General features: G+C 51.5%; 21 protein-coding genes. 5 read left to right on the top strand and 16 right to left on the bottom strand.

Features of this window, described 5'->3' with window-relative positions; genetic code table 11:
* The 4 genes from NFS31_RS23700 to NFS31_RS23685 form a co-directional block, all read left to right on the top strand.
* Positions 1-159: transposase domain-containing protein (locus NFS31_RS23700; protein WP_251500738.1), on the top strand; the 159-nt coding region annotated here is incomplete at its 5' end.
* A 258-nt stretch (positions 160-417) separates the two neighbouring features.
* Positions 418-732, top strand: a complete 315-nt coding sequence (locus NFS31_RS23695; protein WP_251500735.1) for a helix-turn-helix domain-containing protein — start codon at positions 418-420, stop codon at positions 730-732.
* 136 nt (positions 733-868) lie between these two features.
* Entirely contained in the window at positions 869-1,129 is a 261-nt protein-coding gene (locus NFS31_RS23690; RefSeq protein ID WP_251500732.1) for an AbrB/MazE/SpoVT family DNA-binding domain-containing protein, read from the top strand.
* The gene (locus NFS31_RS23685) at positions 1,129-1,398 is read left to right on the top strand and encodes a type II toxin-antitoxin system RelE/ParE family toxin (RefSeq protein ID WP_251500730.1); all 270 of its coding nucleotides are present in this window, start codon (positions 1,129-1,131) and stop codon (positions 1,396-1,398) included. Before NFS31_RS23690 ends, NFS31_RS23685 begins: the two co-directional genes overlap by 1 nt.
* A 143-nt stretch (positions 1,399-1,541) precedes the next feature.
* Here NFS31_RS23685 and NFS31_RS23680 read toward each other — a convergent pair whose 3' ends face one another.
* The 9 genes from NFS31_RS23680 to NFS31_RS23640 form a co-directional block, all read right to left on the bottom strand.
* On the bottom strand, positions 1,542-2,066 hold the full coding sequence (locus NFS31_RS23680; RefSeq protein ID WP_331482845.1) for a dCTP deaminase domain-containing protein: 525 nt from the start codon (positions 2,064-2,066) through the stop codon (positions 1,542-1,544).
* Positions 2,051-2,332 (bottom strand): hypothetical protein, encoded by a 282-nt coding sequence (locus tag NFS31_RS23675; RefSeq protein WP_331482844.1) that lies wholly within the window; start codon positions 2,330-2,332, stop codon positions 2,051-2,053. The genes NFS31_RS23680 and NFS31_RS23675 overlap by 16 nt, the downstream gene beginning before the upstream one ends.
* A gap of 60 nt (positions 2,333-2,392) precedes the next feature.
* On the bottom strand, positions 2,393-4,171 hold the full coding sequence (locus NFS31_RS23670) for an AAA family ATPase (RefSeq protein ID WP_251500725.1): 1,779 nt from the start codon (positions 4,169-4,171) through the stop codon (positions 2,393-2,395).
* 37 nt (positions 4,172-4,208) lie between these two features.
* A complete protein-coding gene (locus NFS31_RS23665; protein WP_251500723.1) occupies positions 4,209-5,798 on the bottom strand; it encodes a hypothetical protein in 1,590 nt (529 codons plus the stop codon).
* Positions 5,799-6,309: 511 nt separating this feature from the next.
* Entirely contained in the window at positions 6,310-7,185 is an 876-nt protein-coding gene (locus NFS31_RS23660; protein WP_251500721.1) for a 3'-5' exonuclease, read from the bottom strand.
* A gap of 23 nt (positions 7,186-7,208) precedes the next feature.
* Entirely contained in the window at positions 7,209-8,066 is an 858-nt protein-coding gene (locus NFS31_RS23655; RefSeq protein WP_251500719.1) for a hypothetical protein, read from the bottom strand.
* A gap of 230 nt (positions 8,067-8,296) precedes the next feature.
* Positions 8,297-8,749 carry a hypothetical protein gene (locus NFS31_RS23650; protein ID WP_251500716.1) on the bottom strand — a complete coding sequence of 151 codons (453 nt, stop codon included), beginning with the start codon at positions 8,747-8,749 and terminating at the stop codon, positions 8,297-8,299.
* 22 nt (positions 8,750-8,771) lie between these two features.
* Positions 8,772-9,023, bottom strand: a complete 252-nt coding sequence (locus NFS31_RS23645) for a vWA domain-containing protein (protein ID WP_251500714.1) — start codon at positions 9,021-9,023, stop codon at positions 8,772-8,774.
* Between the two features lie 105 nt (positions 9,024-9,128).
* The gene (locus NFS31_RS23640) at positions 9,129-9,329 is read right to left on the bottom strand and encodes a hypothetical protein (RefSeq protein WP_251500712.1); all 201 of its coding nucleotides are present in this window, start codon (positions 9,327-9,329) and stop codon (positions 9,129-9,131) included.
* Between the two features lie 308 nt (positions 9,330-9,637).
* Between NFS31_RS23640 and NFS31_RS23635 the strand changes: the two genes are divergently transcribed.
* Complete coding sequence (locus NFS31_RS23635) at positions 9,638-9,865, top strand: hypothetical protein (RefSeq protein WP_251500709.1); 228 nt, start codon at positions 9,638-9,640, stop codon at positions 9,863-9,865.
* A 71-nt stretch (positions 9,866-9,936) separates the two neighbouring features.
* Here NFS31_RS23635 and NFS31_RS23630 read toward each other — a convergent pair whose 3' ends face one another.
* The 7 genes from NFS31_RS23630 to NFS31_RS23600 all read right to left on the bottom strand — a co-directional run bounded on the left by NFS31_RS23630 (position 9,937) and on the right by NFS31_RS23600 (position 19,926).
* Positions 9,937-11,217 (bottom strand): hypothetical protein, encoded by a 1,281-nt coding sequence (locus NFS31_RS23630; RefSeq protein ID WP_251500707.1) that lies wholly within the window; start codon positions 11,215-11,217, stop codon positions 9,937-9,939.
* A 173-nt stretch (positions 11,218-11,390) separates the two neighbouring features.
* The gene (locus tag NFS31_RS23625) at positions 11,391-13,562 is read right to left on the bottom strand and encodes a VirD4-like conjugal transfer protein, CD1115 family (protein ID WP_251500704.1); all 2,172 of its coding nucleotides are present in this window, start codon (positions 13,560-13,562) and stop codon (positions 11,391-11,393) included.
* 43 nt (positions 13,563-13,605) lie between these two features.
* A complete protein-coding gene (gene lepB / locus NFS31_RS23620) occupies positions 13,606-14,223 on the bottom strand; it encodes a signal peptidase I (RefSeq protein ID WP_251500702.1) in 618 nt (205 codons plus the stop codon).
* 213 nt (positions 14,224-14,436) lie between these two features.
* Entirely contained in the window at positions 14,437-16,017 is a 1,581-nt protein-coding gene (locus NFS31_RS23615; protein ID WP_251500698.1) for a hypothetical protein, read from the bottom strand.
* Between the two features lie 124 nt (positions 16,018-16,141).
* Positions 16,142-16,873 (bottom strand): DUF4046 domain-containing protein, encoded by a 732-nt coding sequence (locus NFS31_RS23610; RefSeq protein ID WP_251500694.1) that lies wholly within the window; start codon positions 16,871-16,873, stop codon positions 16,142-16,144.
* 628 nt (positions 16,874-17,501) lie between these two features.
* Positions 17,502-18,695, bottom strand: a complete 1,194-nt coding sequence (locus tag NFS31_RS23605; protein WP_251500690.1) for a C40 family peptidase — start codon at positions 18,693-18,695, stop codon at positions 17,502-17,504.
* A 229-nt stretch (positions 18,696-18,924) separates the two neighbouring features.
* Positions 18,925-19,926 (bottom strand): TRAP transporter substrate-binding protein, encoded by a 1,002-nt coding sequence (locus NFS31_RS23600; RefSeq protein ID WP_251500685.1) that lies wholly within the window; start codon positions 19,924-19,926, stop codon positions 18,925-18,927.
* Positions 19,927-20,051: the final 125 nt, after the last annotated feature.

Raw genomic sequence — 20,051 nt, 5'->3', positions numbered from 1 at the left:
TATACCCTGGTCGAAACAGCGAAAGCCAATGGCCTGGATGCAATGAAATACATCAAATATATCCTGTCAGATATGCCAGGGAGTACATTTCTTGAAAATCCGGAATATCTGGATGACTATCTGCCATGGGATCCCATGGTACAGGAACGGCGCCGATGACCACTGCCCTTTTATTATAGAGGGTTGGCGGTTATTTTTCTATCCACTATCTTATTTGACGCTTACGTAAATCCCTGTGCCCGGTGACACAACATGTCTTTCCTTTCATCTTCTTTTCCTCTATCCGATAGCTAATATTCTTCACTTATTAAATTATAATAGATTTATTTTAGTGTTTCAACGCAAACACCCTTTTTTATTTTGCGAATAAGGGAAGTGCGTAAGGTACAATTTATTACAGAACAGGAGGTAGAGGCGATGTATGAAGATTTCGTTCCGGAACGGCTGGCAAAGCTGCGGACACAGAAAGGCGTATCTGCACGCGATATGCCATTGTCATTGGGACAGGCAAATAACTACATTAACAACATTGAAAATAAAAAGTCCCTTCCCTCCATGCAGTCCTTCCTTTATATCTGTGAATATCTGGGCGTGACGTCCCAGGAATTTTTTGACGAAGGGAACCCGGACCCGCAAGCCTTGAAGGAATTTATTGCAGAGGCAAAAAAACTGGATTCTCAGTCAATAGGTCATATCCTGAGCATTATGAAAGGACTGAACAGCAAGCGTTAAGGCGGCCACGGTGTTGGCCGCTTTTACTATTCTGTAGATTTTTTCATACCTCCTTGCATAAATCCCCCAAAGTGGATATACTATAAGTAGGAAAGTAAGAACTTCCTACTTTCAAACCCAAAAAGGAGATGATTCTATGCTGGCAGAATTACGCCCAAAAGCCCAGGTCACGATACCAAGAGAAATTATTGTCAAGCTCGGCCTGTCAGAAGGTGATAAGCTGGACATTTTCGAGAAAGACGGTTCCATCTGCATCATGCCGGTAGTCGTCTACCCGAAGAAATATTTGAGCGAACTCAAAGAAGAAATCAGCGATGTAAAAGCAAAGCTCGCATCCGGGGAACAGCCGGTCTTTGACAGCGTGGACGCCCTGTTTGACAAATTGGAAACAGAATAATGGCGTATGAATTTACCTTTACGCCCCGTTTCCAAAAGCATTTTAAGGGCCTGACCGCACAGGAGAAGAAGCAGCTTAAAAATAAACTGGAACTTCTGGCTGAAAATCCTTCCCATCCGTCGCTACGGACCAAACGCATCCAGGGCGCCATGGATCTTTTCGAGTGCAGCGTCAACATGGACATCCGCATTATCTGGTATTACGAAGGCGACAAAATGATTATCCTGGTGGACGTAGGGCATCACGACATATTAGGCAGTTTTAAGTAGCGGGGCGGTACGCCATGACAGCGTACCGCTTTTTGCTGCCTTTCTTTTATTTTATCCCGCAATCCTCCTGATATGCCCAATCCCACTACCGGCGATAAACCAAGAATCACTCCCTGAATGTCACTTTTTTATTTTCCTGTACTTCAAAATCCATCTGTGCCGCGCTGCTTACCCAACTCCGAAACAAAATCCGCTGACAACCGGGGGATTACGAGCTGACCCACGCGGGAGCCTTTGGAAAGCTCCTGGGTCTGGCTGCTTATATTGCTGATGATCGCATGAATCTCCTCTCGGTAGCCGGAATCCACTGGCGGCAGCTCACAGACCAGCCCTTTTTCCGCCATGCTGGCGCGCGGGAATACATAGCCCGCGTATCCGCCCGGCACTTCTATCCCTAACCCAAGAGGAACCTTTGCGATCCTGCCCGGCTGTAACGTGCAGTCATAGGGTATGTAGACATCTGCGCCGACATCGTTCCCATGCGGACGGAAAGGGCGGCGATCCTCCGGCACGCCAAAGTCGATCAGTTTGATCTTCATGCGCCGCGTCATGGCCGACGCCGGCATTATTACATAGCTGCTCATAGCAATCCATGCCCTCGTGACAGCTTTCCAGGCAGAGCCCCCGGACAGAGGCAGGCGCAGCCAGTATTTCATAGGGTATGGCAAAATCCGCCTGCCCTGCATAATTGCTGTACTATAAAGACGCGCTCATAAATTTCACTTCGTTCTGGCGCCTGGTGATCTGCGAAAGGAACCTGGCTTGCCCCTGCAACGGCGACGGTAATCACCGCAAATTTCTGGACCGGCGGGCGGGGAAGAGCGCTGATGGCCGCCACAGAATCCTCACTGAACGATTTTTCATAAAGGGCCATCAGATCGTCCATTGTGGCGATCTGATGGCCCCTCTGGGTGAGCCGGGCGGCAAAGACCATATTTTTCTCGGCCTCCGAAACCGCCTCATGAAGAGACGGTTTTCCGGACAGAATAAGGTTTTACAGGAATTTAGCGCTGTCCATACTAAACACTTCCATAACGTCCTGGTTGTCCACCCCGCATACAAAGACATGGTCATAAGAATCCAGGAATGTGTCCGATGTCAGGATATCATGGGCGTATTCCATTGACCTTCTGTCAAGCTGCTCCAGGTTATCAATGAACGCTATCCGCATCCCAGTCAATTGGTTTAACATATCCAGTATGAGGAAGGAGACCATGATCTTTTCCCCACTTGAAAGCCCGGTGTAGTACACCGGTGTCTGGTTTTCGGGAGTCTTTGCGTATACCCTGACCCCGTTTTCCGGCACAAAGCTGATCTCAAACCCTTCTGCCTGCGCGAAATGTGCGTTGCAGGCCTGCTCAAATTCATGGACATAGTAATTGATGATCCCGGTTTTGACAGGCCCTTTATCCGCGAACGCGTCAATCAGGGCAGTGTATACCGCGATATCGTTTTCCAGGCTCTGGTTCATGGCTTCCAGCTTCCGCCGATAGATGCCAGATGTTACCATCTCCTTTTCCTCCATGAGCTCCTTTTTGCGGTCCGCGAGTCCCCTCTTCTGCCCGGCTGCCGGCTTTTCCGGCGCCATAACAAGGGACTCTCCCAGCGTTTTCAGCTCATTTACGACTCTCTGACGTATGTTGTACTTTTTTTCCGCCGCATAGTAACCTTCGATTTCTTTGTCGATCTCCGCACTGCGGGACTCACAGGCTTTGATTTCCCCAGCGTAGTTCTCCAGGAGTTTTTTGTTTTGTTCCAGCGCCTGCACAACTTCGATCCTTGCGCCGGATTTGTCTGTCGTACAGACAAGCTTTTTGGAGATAACGCAGGTGTTTAAGTCCAGGTATTTGAGGCTGCGCTCCAGGTTTGACACTGCCGCTGCCGCTGTTGCCTGGTTCATGACCAGTTTCTTTTTCGTGTCATCCTTTTCAGCGCGTTCTTTTTTCCGTGCTGCCAGGACTGCAGGATCCGGCTTCTCAGCCTCGTTTGCCTCCAGCCACGCTTTCCGGTCATCAATCTGCTTTTTCTGCTTTTTATGTCTGGCTTCCAGTATTTCATAATCCTTCTGCTTCTTTTCTGCTTTCTCAGCCATGCGTTCCGCTACCTGGATGTCGATTAACTCAGATTCAATCTCATCCAACGTGCGCCTGGTCTCTCCTGGTATCAGCGTGGCCAGTACCTGTTTATTCTGGCTCAAGTTCGCTTTCATCCCCCTTCTGGCCTCAGCCAGAGCATCGGCGCAGTCATCAACCACCTGGATGCCAAACGGCTCTCCACACGGCAAGTAGAGTCCCAGCATGTCATCCATCTCGTCCGTGAAGCCGTCGATGTAGGAGATGACCGTCTCATAAGTCAACTGCTCTGGAATGAATTCCAGAAGCAGAGCCAGGAAATCGTCGGGTTTCATATGAGAGAAAATGTCCCCGGATGACAGCAGTTTAAGGTTCTCGACAGAAATTCCGCTGACATCAGATAATACCTTGTTCAGCACTTTTTCCGTCACCTTCTTCCCTTGCGGCCCGCCGGTTTTGCATACAGTCGATGTCCCGCTGCGGGCCCGATATATATCAAGCCCTCTGGAACCCTCCACGACCTCCACCGCGCTTCCGTCTGCCTCATATCCTGACAAATTTCCTGTAAGACCGTACCGCAATGCGTCCAGTATGGATGTTTTTCCATACCCGTTCTGATGGAAACAGTAATTCAGCTTCTCCGGACTGAATTCAAAGTTCCTTTTTTTCCAGTTCATGATCCTGATCTTGGAGATCTTCATGTCATTTTCCTCCTGCTTTTGTTTCCGCCGCTGTTTTTTACTCTTCTTTTTCTGCCCTTTTATTTTCCAGTTCTTTCCGCGTCCCAAAAAGCGCGAACTTTTCGATAATAGCATCCCGATATTTGCCATATTCCAGGTATGGAAGCCTCGTCATGGTTTTTCTCATTTTCTCTGCCGTTTCATCGCTCCTGGCAATGATCTGCGTGTCCAGGATAAGCGTCATGACATCATAAGCAGTGTAGGGAGCGGCCGGATTCAGATCCGCTGTCACACGCTCCGTCCAGTCCTTTTTGTACTGGAGGGAAGATGTCGTGATCTCCTTCATAACTTTTTTCACAATCTCCTGCAGAAGCTTCATGTGAGCCTTAAACTGCCGGCTTGCGTGCTTCTCCACCTGTGCCAGGGTTTCCACGGCGCAGGTGACTGCGCTGTCCGGTGTCTCTTTGCACGCAGTCTTTGCATCAATGACAGCCTGCTGCGCATCCCTTAACGCCACTGCCGCTTCCTGCACGCAGGGAGGCGTGATGTCGGTCTCCAAAAGTTCCATGAACCTGTCGGGAAGCAGGGTGTACCGCTCAAAAATTGTATGTTTGACTTCATCCACGATCTTTGCTTCGTCGATGTCGCCGGAATGCTTCTTGGACACTTCGTCGGCGTAAAGATACCCGCGTTTCAGTTTCCAGAACCCGCGGATTGTAAAAGCGTAGTCCCCGATATCCGAGGATATGATTTCCACGCCCGGCACGGCCGCTTCCTCTTCTGAAAGCCCATACAGGTATGCCATGTCCTGGGTCTTTTCATAGTTACAGAAAACAAAACGGATCCGGGATACGCTGTGATCTATCTCCCAGCCTTCACATTTCATCTCCCCAATCCCGCTTTCCTCCTTGAAAATGTGATAGATACGTTCAATCGCTGTCATAGACAGAGGTTTGTAGGTTCCGCTGGCGGCCATAAAAACTTTTCCAAGTCCATTTGCCGCCTTGATGATGAACTGGACATTTTTATCCGACTGCATGCGTCTGGCTATGAAGATGTCCCGTTCCAGGGCCGGTTCCTGAATTGCCTTCCCCTTAAGCTCAATCCTCTGCCCCAGTGTGGCGAGCGCGAGCTGGCTGATGATGTAGACTTTGCTGTCTATCTGGAACATAAGCCTTGTTCTTTTCAGCTCCTGAACTACTTCCTGGTTGTCTGCCCTCTGCCCGTTTATCACAGGATAAAAGCTGCTTCCCGGTATTGTCTTCACCAGCAGTCTGTTAAGCGCAACCTTCAGTATGTCACCCATATCCCGCTTATCCTGCGCGCCGCCTTTGTCCTCCTCTCCGGCGTCAACCCATGTACAGTTACCCCTGCACCGGTTGATATCCAAAAATGTACTGCTGACACCATCCGCTCCAATCGCGTACACAGCGATCCTTCCGTCCTGCGGCTGGTTTTCTTCCGGCAGCACGCTCAGCACCTTAACGTAGCGCATCGGCGTGACGAAGGAGTATGTATTGTCTGAAATCATCTTCTGGATCTTCGCGAACATGGATGCCTCATCCCCGTACGCGGAAAAATCATCCAGAAGCAGATACTTCATGGCTTCGTCTAAATCGGTTTCGTTTCTGATTGCTTTTGATAACATGCTCTTCTCCCTTCCTGCTTTATGTACTTCAGGAGTCTGTCCATACCTGCCTTTGCGGCTGATTTTCCGCCGGCGCGGCGAGATTCCGAGAGTACATCTTCGTTTTTCACTCCTTTATCTTTTCATACAGCTCCCTGACGTCCAGGGAATCCGACCGTTCCAGAAGCTTTCCTGCCCGGATGGCCCTGGCCTGTTTCCTGTCCGGGTCGTACTTCAGTGACCCAAGAACCTTTTTCTTTTCGTCTGCAGCGACTGACGACTTGGCGTAGATTGCCGAGAGCAGCGGCGCACATTCGGCGAACTTACTTTTTTGCTTCCCATTCCTTTTCCTCCTTCTGTTCCTTATGTCTGATCACTTGAAGTATGGATACCGCACAAATTTTTTTTGTATCAGAAAAATCATTGAAAGTCACTTTTTTCTTTCGGACTCATAAAGGTGTTTCGGGAATCCTGAATTTGCGCGTATAAAAAGCCCCGCGCGGATGCGCGGGACTGCTGTTTTCCCGGTAGGTTATTTGTATTGCGCCAGCTCTCTTTCAGAACTGACTTTCGCAATCCGGAGCGCCTGAGAAATCATGTCAGGCATGTTGAACCGGTCGGTGCTCATATTTTTATCCTTGCAGGCCCATCCAAGATTACAGGTCTCCATATAGAAGGAAACTTTGGGATCGGCGGTGTTTACGTAGATCCGGCGCAGCTTGCCCCGCTCATACCGTGATATCCCGGTTACCCGCATCTTGACTCCCGCATTGTAATCCGGGAACATACTCCCGGTCTTTTCTTCCCGCTCCATGAGGGTTTGCGCATACCGTTCCATCAGTAACATGGCCGCCTCCACATCACCGCAAGTGCTGTGGGACATAACGCCGTCCAGGCCAAAATGCGCTGCGATCGTTGCAAGCTTATAATTTTTCACATCCCTGGGGCTGACCAGCGTCTGGGAAACCGGATACATATCAAGGGACAGGTACGGCCGGAACCGTTCCCCATACCGCTTGTACATCTCGTCCATAAACAAATCGTCGAATCTCCGGTTGTTATACCCGACAACAGCAGTATCCTTGAAGAAATCACGGATTTCTCCGAATATTTCCGCTTCTGCCGGTTTATCCGCCAGGAACTCGTCCGTGATCCCCGTCAGTTCCACAATCTTGTCAGGTATCGTCTCCACAGGCCTGATGTACCATTCCCTTTCGTCCAGGACGCAGAACCCGTCCATATAGTTGTGAGCCATGCGGATCGCAGATATCTGGATAATGTGGCATTCCGGCTCCGCCCCTGTTTTCACAGGGGTCAGGCCGGTAGTCTCACAGTCATACACGATAATGTCTTCATCCAAGTGCAGGAAATCCACAAATGTAGTTAAAATGGCAGGTGAAAAATACATCGTCTCCTCTCTTCCTGTTTTCCTTACAGTTCCCTGACACCATATTGGGCCATGATATCATGCGCCTTGCCGCTTGTCGCATGCAGGCCGATGCCGTGGCGCTCACAGTACATAAGGATCTGTGGGAGCCGCTGCATGTATGCCGGCGGCTGGATACCAACCAGCTTCTCAACAAAGTCGGGACGGTATTTTAATACCTGGCTCAAATGCCTGGGCCCCGGCTTTAACTCACTGGGAGCCATTGTTGGTTTAAACGGGCCGTAGTTGATTACTATATCATCCCGGTCTTCCGGTGTCAGGCTGTGGCATCTTGCCCAGTCGGGCTCATGCTCATACCAGTAACCAATACCCTGTACAGCTCCCTCTTCCGGTTTCTTCGCGGCGGCAGCTTCAGCAGCGGCCTTTTGGGCAATCGCTTCCTCTGCGCCTTTCTTAGCAGCGGCAACCTCTGCAGCCTTCCTGGCAGCCGCTTCCTCTGCGGCCTTCCTGGCAGCCGCAGCCTCTGCACCGGCTTTTTGGGAAATCGCTTCCTCTGCAGCCTTACACCCCTGCTCCGGCTTTGCTTTTTCAGCTTTCACGATTTCTGCTTCCACGGAGCTTCTGGCGCGAATTTTGTACAGATCGATCACGGCATTGTCAAAAGCCAGATCCGCCGCATGCCCCATTTCCTTTGCCTGGCCGGCGCCATAGCAGCGTAATCCCTGCTCATTTGACACCACGCACATTACGCAGACGCAGGCGCCCGCGATGATATGGGGGAAATCAAACATAATACCGTCTTCCCTCGCCAGTCCCTTTAACTCCTGGTGTGATACATAAACAGTTTTGTTTACAGTTACCTCCTTAAGTTCCCTAGCGCCTTTTGCTGTCTTAATTTCCATGTCTTCCCCTTCCGAGTTTTTCCTCTATTTCTTATTTTTTATTCACTGGAAGTATGGCGGGCGTCCGGGCATTTTTGTACGCAAAAAACCCCGCGCTGGATAAAAAAATGGCGCAGGGTTGATGGAAAATGCTAAAAAATTGTTCCTGTCTGGAGATGTTGACGTCCGGCCCTTTAAGCGGGATACCCATACGGTTTAAATCCCCACACAGCTTCTGTCTGTCCCAAATGTCAGGCCGTCAGCAGAAGTTCCTTTACGTATTCCCGGATGGTCTTGTCATCTGAGTTCAGGAGGTGCATCGCGTTGGGGAACCTTCCCTTCTTTTTCAGGACCGCGGAAAGTTTTTCTCCGTCCGCTTTCCGGATACATGCCCTCAGTTCAAAAGAGTTCATGAACTCGGCTGGTTTCTGCCGCGTCTTCGTGTCTGCGGTTATGCCGGCCTGCATCTGTTCCATAAAAACCGGGGGCTTAATCGGGATTTCCGCCCCCTGCTTCGGAAGGGGGCCTTCTTTTTCCGTGCCTTCCGGCCGAAACTGTCCTTCCCCAGTGTGCGGCCTGATGTGACTGGGGGGCGCAACCACAGTCCCCAGCATTTCCATCAGGGCGCTCACCGCGCTTTTCTCATAGCCCTCCAAAACCACGATCAGTCGGTTGCCGTCTTCCAGTATTCTGATATTTTTCATAGATTTTCACCTTTTTTCTTGTTTAACAGCCCTTAACGAGTGTTTTAATCAGGCATGCCGCCTGATCTGCCAAATCGTCAGGACAGGCGGTATGGATGAAATAGTCTTTCCCGTACATCTCCTGGAATTTTCCTGTCTCGCAGGCATAGATGCCGTCCAGGATCACACATCTGAACTTGTGCCTTTCCGCCCGTTTCCTTAACGTTTCCGATGCGTACCGGATGCTGCAGGAATCGAAATTATTTCCGTCAGGGGATGCAGAAAGGATGCCCATGCGTTCTTCCAGGGTATTTCTCCACCGGACAAAGTGCGTCTGGTAAGCTCGGCTCCATGGACGCTCTGGACCCCCCTTGCAATAGACGGTTATCCTCCGGCCCGGTCAGCCTGCATTCATGCAGCGCGTCCATGTTCTGGCCGACTCTCGCGTCACTGTGTCCAGGTTGCAGCTCCCCATCTGATATTTCCGGGAAGTATGTCCAAGCGCAGGCTTCCATTCCATAGATACTAAGGAACGGAAGCTTGTCTGCCCCGGCTCTTTCGCGCATGCCTTTGCAGTCAAATCAATTTTTTTCGTCTCCATTTTTCTCCCTTCTCCTGGCTGAAATTCCAGCCTTGCCTTATGTCTGTTCGTTTATAGTATGGAGACGCGCCAAGGCCCGATTCGACGGTTTTCTGCCTGGAGCCTATGTCAGGGTACTGTCCTCGTTCTGGCGCCGCCATCTGGAGGAAGTACTCGCCTTTTATAAAAAGACAGCAAAGCTTTCAGGGCCAACTTACAAATAAACAGACACGGAAACTGGAAGGGCCTTCCAATGTGTTCTTCTATTGAGTATAAATCAGAGCTTTTGAACGAAACAAATGTACCGGAAACATGAAAACAGATAAAAGATGACATTTCTTTCCAACGATAAAGAAGTGCTCCTGTTATATAACATACATGAAATGGCACAGATTGATTACAACAGCGGAATGAAAAAGGCAACGGAGAGGGATAGGGATAAAACAGAGAGAAATATTGAAATTACCCGAAATATGGCAGCGGATGGTGAGCCTGTAGAAAAAACCGCGAGATATACTGGCCTCACGAAAGAGGGTATAGAGAATTTGAAAGTCTGATCGAGTACGAATTGTGGATGAAGCGGATACCTTGAACAGTCAGGTATCCGCTTTTTATGTCCGGTTTGTGTTTACAGCTCTCCGTCCCTGGACAGCGTTGTGTAATACGGGCAATTGGCGCAGTCCCTATTATAGGCACATTTGCGGGAACTGTCATATAGGCACTTCTTTTTTCTCCGGGACACCAGGAAGGTAATGAGAGCCGCAAGTGCTACAAGCTGTGTTGCCGCAAGGAACGGGTGCTCCATAACCGCCTCAATGACGCTCTGGTAGAAGGCGGATATCACGCCGAGGATCCGCCCAAACGGAGTCTGTCCCGCAGTGGACACATAAACCGCTTCTGCCGTGTAGGTATAGACTGCCCTGCGGGAATCGTCCAGTTCCTCCATATACAGGCATTGCCACGCAGCGCCATCCCGGTGTGGCAGGGTAACCGTCCCGGAGTATACCGCATCAATGTCAGTGACATACTTCTCGCCTGTCCCAACCGCATTCCTGCACGTCTCGCCGCCCCTCTCGTAAGGTTCGCCGTCCCATTCCACAGAATCGATCCGGTAATAGTCCCTGCTTAAGCCCAACATGTCCAGGAACTCACCGGAATAGTCAGTCAGACGCGCGTTTGCGGAAACCTCCGTGCCGTTTAAGTCCAGGAACTCCGCCCCGTAACCGGATACTGTGATCGGGAACTCGAACGGCGTCCAGTACCAGGCGCTTTCAGACTGGCCTGTCAGTGGGAGCATCTCGCTTACAGACTCCCCGGTGTCCCCGTCAGTATAGGTATACTCCATCGTGTCAGGGATCGGTACTCCCTTCTCTACCCCGACATATCTTTTAGAAGCTACGGCATCCTTCACCCGATCCGGGATCTCACTGTCAATAAGCTCCTTGTCCGTGAGCGTCCAGGATACCCCGTCCTTTTTGACAGATTCTTCTGGCAGGAACTCATTTTCCTTTCCTTTCACGAACGTATCCGTTGTAAATTCCATGGTTCGCCGGGCTGGCGTGCGGGAATCGGTCATTTTCAGCCCGTCAATGCTGCTTAAGACAAACTTCGTATCCCCCACCATGATGGATTCTGTCAGGCTGTTGAACCCGGTGTCAGAATCATTATAGGATTCAAAAGTAATTGTGGTCTTAAACTTCCGATCCCCGCTGCCGACCCCGCTCGTGTCAGCCATAATCTTAAGTTTCATCTCCTCCGCCGGCCCTGCATCTTCCTGCCCCGCTATGCTTTCCTGTGCTTCCTGCGCTGCGGCAGCAAAAGCAGGGACTGGCCTGGGAACAGCTATGAGCAGTACGGCGGCTCCTACTAAGACGCATTTCGCGCGGTGTTTTTTTTGTTTTGGAACCATAAATTTTCCTCCTCTGCTATTTAATGTACTCTCGCAAAATCAGGATATTTTTTCTGTCCTACAGGAAAATTATTCTGTTCCCGCATGCGGCGTAAGCCTGCATATACACATTGGCTCGTGTTTTAGGGGCGGGTTTTTGCGGATAACATTTTTTTGATGTTTTTCAGGCCGTATCAGGCTTTCCCTTGGGTGATACTGGCTATCATGTCAGCCAGCGCCTGATTCTTTACTTCCTGGCTCATGGATGTGACTCCCCTGCCTGGCGAGGAAGAGGAAGCGCTCCTTAATGGACGAAGGACAGCGGTTTGTCCGGGCATCGTGTACGAAGTCTCGGAGCGTTTCCCCTTCACCACGGTTCCGGCTACCATGCCCGCCTGTTTCATGTCGTCCTCATGGATTCCGGTCACCGGGACATGGTTTAAAAGTTCCTGCTTCTGTTTCATATCAGCGGCGACTTTGGCCATCGCCCTCCCGTCCAGTGGGGCTGGCGCTGACACAGGCCTGGCGTCCGGGTTCCTGCTCTTCTGCCTCTCTTTCAGCTTAGCGTTATACAGCTTCCGGTTCCGCTCCAGCCTTTTTGCACTGCTTGCCCTTGCGTTACAATAGGTGAAGGTATAGATGTTTTCTCCGGTTTTTAAATTACCCAGGTACTTTGCGTTCGGGTGCTTCTCGGTCGGGTAGCGCATCTCATAGATCGGCTGCTGTCCGGACACGAAGCATAAGGTGTGCATGTTTTTCAGGCGGCGCACCTCATCAATCGTGATCAGGTCGCGGGCCGCATATTTGTAGGACTTGCTGTCCGATCCGCTGCCTTTCCCGTTCCGGGAAGTTGAGGAATCCCTGACTCTCATGGTTTCCTTTCCCGCCATCTTTACGATCTCCTCATGGGTGGACGTCTCGTTTCCGCCCAGGTACAGGATCATGGAGCAGGTGCCCTTGATCGTCTCCCAGTCATCTTTATACAGGGTCTTGATCTGCCCGATGGCCTGAATAAAGATCATGCAGGACAGCCCGTATTTACGCATGGTAGTCAGCTTCTGCTGGAAGTTCGGGATGACGCCGATGTTCGCAAACTCGTCGAGTATGAACCTTACCTGATACTCAAGCGGGATCCTGCCGGTTTTGGACGCATGCTCATACAGTGTAGAGAACATCTGGCTGTACATCATATTAACCAGGAAGGAATACGTATTATCGCCCTGTGGGACAATAATGAAGGTGACGGTAGGCATGTCCCCGATGGTCGCAAGCTCCATCTGATCCCGGTTCGTCAGGTTCTGCACAGCATCGATATTGAAAGCTGACAGCCGCACAGCTGCAGAGATCAGGATGGACTGGGCAGTCTTGTCGGAAGCCTGTTTGAAGATGTCGTACTGGCGCACGCAGATGTCATCCGGATCAATCCTCCTGACTGCGTCAAAGGTTTGATCTAACTTGGAATTGCCCTGTTTATCGGATCTTGCCGTGGCGAGCATGTGGGACACCATGGAGAAGTTCTGCTCCTCCAGTGGCCGGTAGCGGATCAGGTAGAAAATGAGCGCTTCCAGAAGGGCCGTTTCGGACTTCTCCCAGAAAGGATCGGAGGATTTCTGCCCTTCGGACGTACAGTTGATAAGGCAGTTGATAAGGGTCATGACGTCCTCCTCCCGCTCAATATACCTAAACGGATTATAGGTATTGGAATGCGCCATGTCTACCAGGTTGAACACCCGTAGACGATAATTCCTTTCCTCAAAAAATTTCCCGGTGGTTGACAGAAGCTCTCCGGAAGGATCTGTGATTACGTAAGACCCGTATTCCTGTAAAAGATTGGGACGCACCACAGCCCATGATTTTCCGGTGCCGGGGCCGCCGATGGTCAGCACATTGTTGTTACCCAGTTTCTTACAGTTCATCGACACCCTTGTGTTCCGGGTCAGGATGATGTTCGCCTGGGAACTGGAGTCCGTGGATCCGAATGGCTCATTAAATTCCCTGTTGAACTGCGCAAGCATTTTGGTTGACATGAATTTCGCCGTCCCGTACTGGGAAAATGCTGTCTTGTGCTTATCCCGCGCCTGCGCGTCATACACGCCAAACACTGCGAATGCCACTACCAGAACAACCGGCCCGAACACCTGCCTGAAATATATTGGGTTGAAGCTGACCGGGAACGGCTCCGTGGCCATTACCAGCAGAGCCTCCAGGATATGGTTTATGGTCACGTTCTCGCTCCGGCTGCTCTCCGCCATGTAGGCGGCCTTGGCGCAGATGTAGACAATTACCAGTATGGCCGCTATGGCGGAAACAGAGAACAGGATGTGCTTCTGGCGCTCCCGGTCCTTGTCAATATAATTGGATGCCATATTTTCTCTCCTTTCTTACAAATATGCGCGGACCATGAGATCCTTAAGACATACCCGGCCTGTTTTCCATATAATCAGGCCTCACAAACAGCCTGGCCCGGGGAGCCGGCCAGTAGCGCAGGACCGCTTTCGCCACAATCTCATCCCTGGTAATAAGTTTCCGTTCCCAGTACCTGGCGTCCCTGGAATTGTTCCGGTTATCGCCCAGGCAGAAATAGGAATCCTCCGGAATCTTAAGTGACAGTTTACCAAACTCCGGATCAAACAGCATCGTCTCCGGCAGGTAAGGCTCTTCCAGCTTCACCCCGTTGACGGACACGCTGCAGGCGCCGTCCTCTTCTGTAATGAACGATATCTGGTCTCCCGGCATACCGATGATCCTCTTGATCAGGTAACGTCCTTCCACTTCCGGGTCATCAAACACGACAATATCACCGCGTTTATAATCCCGCAGGAACCTTAATCCGATCACCCGATCTCCGGGCTTAATAGCCGGCGACATGGAAGACGTCGGGATGACCGCATTCGCTATCATGAATCCGTTCAGCAGCATCATCGCGGCAGTGACAAAAAGCACGGTCTTAAGGATCTGGAGCATATCCCGGATAGTTTCCCCCAATATATTTCCCTCCCGTGCCCTGGATGTTTTCTTTTCCGGCACGTCCACACCTCCTTTCCGCGGCCGTCCGCACATGCGGGACACGGTATCCAGCCATTCCCCCATGCGCGGCATGCAGTCTGAAAAATGGCTGCTTTCTGCGTGGTCTGTATTAGTATGTCGCATCAGGAAAAAAATGCCCGAAAAAGCAGGCCGGTTTTCCCGGCCTGCCAGTATGGGGCAATGTCCCCTTCTTTTTCTCTCCTGCCTGTATACTTACCTGGTAAGCGAAAGCTCGGTTTCGCGCCCACGCGTGATGATCTCCTCCCCGAGATCTATTTCCTGCACGGCCACAGGCTCTGTCTGGTAATGGTAACTGATCTCAAAGACTTCATGGATTGTCTTTGAAAATTCCTCCCGGAACGCTTCCTGCACCTCGGTGGGCTCTTTTTCCAGCGCAGAGGCCATTTCCTTAAACTGTTCCAGCGCTTCTGTTTTATAAGCATCGCAATGAGTGTCCAGGCAGAGCTTCCTTGACAGGAACTCCTCCCATCCCGGCCCGTCATACAGGTCGGACATATCCTTGGATGTTTCCGCAGCGAAGGAAGACAGGATCATCCCCTTAATCTGCGCCATATCCCCGCGCAGGTCGCCTGCGGTAGCGCCGTTCCCCAGCCCCATGGCCCCCAAATCGTCCAGGCGGCTCCCCATTTTGATCACATCGTCCTTCATGCGGCCGTGGTCTGCCTGCTGACGCTGCTGCTCCATGGAGGAGGCGAGCTGGTAGGTAATCCCGACGATCTCGCAGGCGCGCATGAAGTCTTCGATATATCCCTTCTTTAATTCATGCACCCGTTCCTCCACGGAGATGCCAAACATTCTCTGGCCCTCGCCCTGGATTTTCCGGAGGCTTTCCTCCAATTCCCTGTCATTTCCCGTGATCTCCTGAAATCCCCCGAAAGAACGGAGAGTATTGTAAAGCTCCTGCTCATAGCTGCGGTCATTCCGGTCATTCCTGGCGATCAGGTTCGGGCCGTCCGCTGTGTCAATATAATATTTAAACCCCTCGCGGTCCAGACGGATGTACCGGGACGGAGATTCTGTGTTTATGATGACGCTGCTTAGCATATCGTTCTTCGACCCGGCTAACAGCTTCCCCATGGTTTCTGAAAGCTTCCCTTCCCGTTCCTGCTCCATGCGTCGGAAATCCCCGGTATACAGTGTTTCTGCCATTTTGACAGTCTCCATTACCCCGTTCCCCATCTCCAGGGGAACACGCAGCTTCATGGTATTGTCCAACTCATTCTCGCCCATTTCTGCCCATGGCACACTGATCAGCCCGGCCCGGCTGATATAGCCATACAGCTCCCTGTCAATCTCCAGCCCGGCTGCCCGGACAGAGCCGCCCTCGTTTGCTTTGATCCACTCCAGCAGGGCCTGGGGCTCCTGCTGGCCGCGCTCTGGGCGGATCCGCATGTAATCCTCAATGGCCGCATTCGCGGCGCGTTCCTCGCTTTTTGGGAAAACCAGGTATGAGTGCATTTTCGCGAACTCCTCCCCCTCCCTAGCCGGCTCAACGTAGTCCTGCCAGGCAAACGGGATCCGGGATTTCACGAACTCCGACTTCATGCCTGGCAGAAGCTGCGGGTCTACCTCGCAGATCATGAGGGAGCGGGAAGCCTTTTCAGGGTCAAGCCTCCCCTCCTCCCCGGTAGCAAGATCGATAACATCCTCCTTCCCTTCCACACTCGTATACGCGAAAAGGTTGGCGTCAATTTTGTCCAGGCTGTCAAAAATGGCTGCGGCTACCTGGGAACCAATCTTGGCCGCATTCCTTCCGGTACTTAATTCTGTCATAATGCTCCTCCTTTTTTAATTCTTTCGGAATGATGATAACTGCATGCTTCCTGTCACGCGTCGCTTATGGAATCCGGGAAAAATTTCCGGTACAGATCCGGGTGTTCCTCCAAAAGCAATGGCATTATTCCGGGCATTGTGCCGCCTTCCTTTCCTCACGTCTGTTCTTCTTGATTTTTCTTATATATTTTTCCATATAGATCTTCGACTTGTATTTTTCCCGACAGCGCACGCATTCCTCGTGTTCTTTCGCTGTCATCCCAAGGTCGCTGAAGGACTCGTACACAAAGTCAATATCTGTCCCAAAGAACCTGGATACGTATTTCAGCCTGCACTGTGCCAGGTACTTACGCCCGTCCACCGTGCTGAAGAAGCGAAAAGTGTCCTCACGGCTGGCGAAAATCTTATAATTGTTGGCCATATAGCGGAAACAGATTTTTGCCCGCTCCCGTCCTTCTTCTGTATTCGCAAAGAATCCCTTGGGCAGCTTTTCCAGCTTCCGCTCCACCAGGCCTGCGTAAATCTCTTCCGCCGCCTGTTCCTTGTTGAAACGGTAGAATTGCGGGTAGAGCATTCCAACCAGATATGGAATCCGCATTGACTCGCCCACTTCCTCCGGAAAGGGATAAAGCCTTACGAGGCTATAAAGCTTCATCTGTTTCAGGACATCTTCCGTCAGGCGCAGGCGTACCGCATCGGCATTCCACCTGAGATAGTACCGGAACGCGTACCGGCAGATCTCCAGGATATCCTCCGGATCCATCCTTGGGTCAGTCTCCTCGTAAAACGGTTTGAAATCCGCGTACATCCCGGCCCACACAGAATCGTAGATATAGTAAAGGTTTTGTTTTTCCATGGTATTGGGTTCACCTCCTCTCAATCGGTGTCTGTAAAAATTATGGCGCAGGGGGGAGGTTTTTCTGCCCTGGAAGGGAACCTCAGCTTTATCTTTGCCTTGGCCCATGACATCCGTATTCCATCCTTGCTCGTCTCATAGACCTTCCGCGCCGGTAATATCCTGGCGCTTTTCTTAAGTATGACCATGGACGTTTGGCAAAAAAGCCTGAAATTCATTCTGTCGCGCTGTTTATGGAACATCAGTATGCAAAAAAGACCGTCATATTGACAGTCTCCTGCATGCCTCATAAAACTGTTATGTGCAGCTTATATTTTTGCAACTTTATCTTTAGGAAACGCATGAAAATCGAGTATTTGCCTCTGGCTACGGATTACACAGCCTACGGGCCCATGCTATACCACCGGATACAGTGTTGGAATCGCCCCGGTACAACGTTTCGTAAATACCCGTATACTAAGCGCCTGATATTTGTGTGCAAGGCGGCTTCCGTCGATGATGCGGCGGCATCGTCAACTGAAGCGGGCGCAGCTATGGCGCAAATAGCGGGTACTTAGTGTTTGAGTATCTGCGAAATGCTGTACCAGTACAGCCTTGCGTAAATATTGTTAGATTCAGCACCCGTTATTTATGCAAGGTTGGCCATGCTTTCCGGGACGCTCTCCTGATATTCCACGCCGCCCGTTTCCTCTGTGGCGGATTCCCCCGCATCCTGGGATTCCTGCGTTCCCGGGCCGTAATCAGCCGGCCTTACTTCCTGGGAAAGCTCCTCCTCCGTTTCTTTCTCCGCATTAGGCGCTGCCAGATCCTCAGTGTTTCCTTCCATAACCGGCCTTGCCACCGCTACCGCCCGTTCCAGTGTCAGCCCACTCATGACGACCATCTTCCTGGATGACGAGGCGTGGACGATCATCCCGTCCCCGGCCACCATCGCGACATGGGAGATGTTCTTATATCGCCCATTCCGCTTATAAGAATAAAAGATCAGGTCGCCAGGTCTTAAGTCGCTGCCAGATATGTCCCTTCCTGTGCTTTCCAGATAATGGGCGATGTCGGCCGCCGTATGCCCCCCTACCGGGTCGATATTGACGCCTGCTTCCAGATAGGACCAGTATACTAAGGACGAGCAGTCATAGGCGATCCCAGAGTCACGTCTTGCCTGGGAATACGGGTATCCCAGCCGCCGCTGTGCCGCCTGGACAGCGCCGAGGGCTCCGGGCATTACTTCCCCGGTGCAGGACATTGCCTGGTATACGGTGGTATCAATGCCCTCATCTGGCTGCCACTGCTCCTGCATTTCTCCATCGTCCGTCTGGGGCGTTTCGACAAAACGGTCTTCCTCCTTTATGAGCCCCCTCATGAGCGATCCCATCCGGTCTGTCCAGTCATCCGGAAGCTCCGTGGCCCCGGTAAGCTTGTAATACATCTCTTCCGTGTAGATGTACCCTTTCTCCCTGTAGTCCGGGTTTCCGCTGTCCTCCTTGCTGTAATCCGCCAGATGCTTGATCCTGGCCATCAGCTCCGCCCGCTCCCTTGGATTTTCCGATTCCGGCTGCGTGACAGTCTCTCTTTCTGACCATATCCCCTCTCCTGTTTTTTCCTTCCCGTCTGCAGCCGTACCCGTACCGCTCTGTTCCCCGGAACCGGCGTCTTCCATGTACGCTGCCTCCACAGGTGCATAAGCGGCCACGTCTGTCCCTGTCTGCCCCTGATCTGCCTGAGCCATCCCCAGACCGAACACAATAATGCACGGGCACATCACCACGGCAAGCGCCACGCCGGCCGCCCTGAAAAAATTTCTGTTTTTTGTCTTCTCAATCACGGCTTCTTTTCTCTCCTTTCCTGCCTTGAAGTATGCGCCATGCCGGCGGCTTTTCAGTATGCCCTGGCGGATAGCTTATTTTGCTGTGCATTTTGTGTACTGACAGGCGTTTTGGCATATCTGTGACTGGAAATGTTTATCCGCACAAAAAAGCCCCGTTTCCGGGACTTTTTGAAAACAATTCATTTGTTGTTTTAGAGCTGGACAGCCTCCTTTACTGTCCAGCGCCTTACGGCTTAAGCTTTACAACCTCTGCCCCATGCCCTGTGAATTCGTCCAGCATGTCTTTTTCTTCCTGCCTTAATTTCTCCGTAAACGCTTCCACGGCCGTTTTTCCGGCTTCTTTTAAAATGTCCAGTTCCTCCGCAGACAGTTTTTCCACCGAACCCAGCTTAATCAGCGCCTCGCAGGGGGAAACCAGATGGGAATCCGCCACAATATACGGGGCCGCTTCCCAAAGGGCGTTCTCCTGGTAGAAGCGGCAGTCCCGCTCCACGCCGTCCAGAGTTCCTGACAGGAGCGCGTCTCTGATATCTACCGAGGGAAGGTAATCATAGATTCCCCCAATCCGGTCAACATACTCTGCACTCTCATCATTCGCCTCCCCGGCGACCCGCTTACCCCTGACGCTCATTCTGTTCTCCTTTAAGAACAGGTGGCTGAACCCGTCTTCCGCAAAGAAAAGCCCCCTGGCTCCCAGCCCGGTCTTCTCTGGTTCCTCCAAAAGGGTTTCAGCCTCCCTGGACGAAGCCCATTTCAGGAATCCGGCATGTCCGTCAAAAGAGTATGGTTCCAGGAGTTTCCCCGTATCCGGGCATCCGGCATCCGCCAGGTCACGGACCGGCGCCAGCATGATATCCACCGCGTTGGATCCATCGCCGATGGAGCTGATAAGCTCCGCGCTGCGCCCCAGCAGCCCGTTCTCATAGATGTCAATGGAAAGACTCCCTCCTGACATCTCCTCCACGTTCTCTTTATATGCCATGGCAAGCTTCCCGTAGGGAGCATCTAACGGCGCCTCCACCGCCATGACCAGGGTTTTCTTAACCTCTGTCCTGCTATAGCCTCCGGGTTCTTCCGGCAAGCTGCTTTCTCTTTCTCCTGGGTATCCTGGTTCCGTTCTGCCCGGATCTGTCCCCCAGTTCCTTTTTGCCAGGACAAGGCCTGCTATCACCATGCACAAAATCAGGATAACAGAGATCCCGATCTGGCGCTTTTGCTTTCTTTTCATATTTATATCCATTCCTTTCGCTTCGCTCAGGCACAAAACGTAATGAACATGGTTTCCCTGAGCCTATTTTTTCTTTATAATTCTTCTTGTAGGGAACTCGGTATACTACAAATCACGGGGAGGTG

The organism is Otoolea muris, assembly GCF_943193115.1.
Lineage (GTDB): Bacteria > Bacillota > Clostridia > Lachnospirales > Lachnospiraceae > Otoolea > Otoolea muris.
This window is presented reverse-complemented; position numbering and strand designations above follow the sequence as displayed.

Coding starts and splice junctions, on each gene's coding strand:
- NFS31_RS23695 (WP_251500735.1), top strand. CDS start 418: ATGTATGAAGATTTCGTTCCGGAACGGCTGGCAAAGCTGCGGACACAG.
- NFS31_RS23690 (WP_251500732.1), top strand. CDS start 869: ATGCTGGCAGAATTACGCCCAAAAGCCCAGGTCACGATACCAAGAGAA.
- NFS31_RS23685 (WP_251500730.1), top strand. CDS start 1,129: ATGGCGTATGAATTTACCTTTACGCCCCGTTTCCAAAAGCATTTTAAG.
- NFS31_RS23675 (WP_331482844.1), bottom strand. CDS start 2,332: ATGGTCTTTGCCGCCCGGCTCACCCAGAGGGGCCATCAGATCGCCACA.
- NFS31_RS23670 (WP_251500725.1), bottom strand. CDS start 4,171: ATGAAGATCTCCAAGATCAGGATCATGAACTGGAAAAAAAGGAACTTT.
- NFS31_RS23665 (WP_251500723.1), bottom strand. CDS start 5,798: ATGTTATCAAAAGCAATCAGAAACGAAACCGATTTAGACGAAGCCATG.
- NFS31_RS23660 (WP_251500721.1), bottom strand. CDS start 7,185: ATGTATTTTTCACCTGCCATTTTAACTACATTTGTGGATTTCCTGCAC.
- NFS31_RS23655 (WP_251500719.1), bottom strand. CDS start 8,066: ATGGAAATTAAGACAGCAAAAGGCGCTAGGGAACTTAAGGAGGTAACT.
- NFS31_RS23650 (WP_251500716.1), bottom strand. CDS start 8,749: ATGAAAAATATCAGAATACTGGAAGACGGCAACCGACTGATCGTGGTT.
- NFS31_RS23645 (WP_251500714.1), bottom strand. CDS start 9,023: ATGGGCATCCTTTCTGCATCCCCTGACGGAAATAATTTCGATTCCTGC.
- NFS31_RS23640 (WP_251500712.1), bottom strand. CDS start 9,329: ATGGAGACGAAAAAAATTGATTTGACTGCAAAGGCATGCGCGAAAGAG.
- NFS31_RS23635 (WP_251500709.1), top strand. CDS start 9,638: ATGACATTTCTTTCCAACGATAAAGAAGTGCTCCTGTTATATAACATA.
- NFS31_RS23630 (WP_251500707.1), bottom strand. CDS start 11,217: ATGGTTCCAAAACAAAAAAAACACCGCGCGAAATGCGTCTTAGTAGGA.
- NFS31_RS23625 (WP_251500704.1), bottom strand. CDS start 13,562: ATGGCATCCAATTATATTGACAAGGACCGGGAGCGCCAGAAGCACATC.
- NFS31_RS23615 (WP_251500698.1), bottom strand. CDS start 16,017: ATGACAGAATTAAGTACCGGAAGGAATGCGGCCAAGATTGGTTCCCAG.
- NFS31_RS23610 (WP_251500694.1), bottom strand. CDS start 16,873: ATGGAAAAACAAAACCTTTACTATATCTACGATTCTGTGTGGGCCGGG.
- NFS31_RS23600 (WP_251500685.1), bottom strand. CDS start 19,926: ATGAAAAGAAAGCAAAAGCGCCAGATCGGGATCTCTGTTATCCTGATT.